Genomic DNA, 1064 nt, shown 5'->3' on the forward strand with positions numbered 1-1064 from the left:
AATCCCGTTGATCGTATCAACAGGTGCTGGTTATGAGAGCCGTATTGCTGTGGGTACGGTTATCTTTTTCGGGATGGGATTTGCTACATTGGTGACCTTGTTTGTTATCCCTGCGATGTACCGACTGATTTCTGCGAAAACACAAGCTCCTGGTCACGTAGAAGCAGAACTGAACAAAGCGCTCAGCCACGATTCGAAAGGCCGCACAGTGCATCCTTAACGACAACATGTAACGCTTTGATTAAAAACGCCGAACCATTTTTGTTCGGCGTTTTTTTATATTTCTAGTGATTATTTATAGATCTAACCATTAATTGTGGTTATTATTTCGCCACTTCTTCGAGGGGCACAGGACTCGCTCATCGTTTATGACTGAATGTCGAGTCTTGCTAGGTATAAAGCCAGGAAGGTGGCTATACCTATGATTATTGCGGTGTTCCCTTGAAAAAAGTTCGTGGTAGTTACATGGTAGAAATGGTTCTGGTTGCGGGTATTATGGCGTTGTTAGTCACCACTGCACTTCCAACGTTTACGAATGCGCTAAAAGGTCATCAAGATGGTATTTTAGCGTCACTTGATACTGTTCAACCTAGTAGTCATGTAAACAAAGAGACCGCAGAAAAATTTTCCGCTCAATAAGCAAAGCTACTTTCTTGATTGATAAAAGAAGCCGAGGCATTTGCCTCGGCTTCTTTACATTTAACTTCAAATTCTGGGTTCAACGTCGCGCTAGAAGCGTTTTCCTAAGCTGATTTGTAGACCTTCATAGCTGTCGTAAAAGTCTTCAAAACCCATATCTGCGACATTGTAGATGTACTCTGCGCGTAACCAGATATCTTTACTCATATCCCAATGAACTCCAGCTCCCACGTTAAACAGTGCGCCAGAGTCGTCAGTCACTTTCTGGGCATTTGGAACATACATTTCTGCTTGAGTCCCCAAAGCGGTCACGCGGCCAAACAAAGAGAGTGGTGTGTCGCCTAAGTTGTCACTGGTCAATACCGCTGACATGCCTGCTTGGTAATAGTGCAAATCCAAATCTGTTTTTAGCGTGTCGTTCTTAA

Annotated in this window: 3 protein-coding genes; 2 read left to right on the plus strand and 1 reads right to left on the minus strand. The window is 43.5% G+C overall.

What is annotated here, in order from left to right:
* Positions 1–220 (plus strand): efflux RND transporter permease subunit (locus R8N46_RS25420; RefSeq protein WP_318189804.1); only part of this gene is annotated, 220 nt, incomplete at its 5' end.
* 221 nt (positions 221–441) lie between these two features.
* On the plus strand, positions 442–639 hold the full coding sequence (locus R8N46_RS25425) for a type II secretion system protein (RefSeq protein ID WP_005461161.1): 198 nt from the start codon (positions 442–444) through the stop codon (positions 637–639).
* A 90-nt stretch (positions 640–729) separates the two neighbouring features.
* On the opposite strand, the gene R8N46_RS25430 is transcribed toward R8N46_RS25425, so the two are convergent.
* Positions 730–1064: outer membrane beta-barrel protein (locus R8N46_RS25430; protein WP_318189805.1), on the minus strand; the 335-nt coding region annotated here is incomplete at its 5' end.

This window comes from Vibrio sp. 1874, assembly GCF_033344395.1.
Taxonomy (GTDB): domain Bacteria; phylum Pseudomonadota; class Gammaproteobacteria; order Enterobacterales; family Vibrionaceae; genus Vibrio; species Vibrio alginolyticus.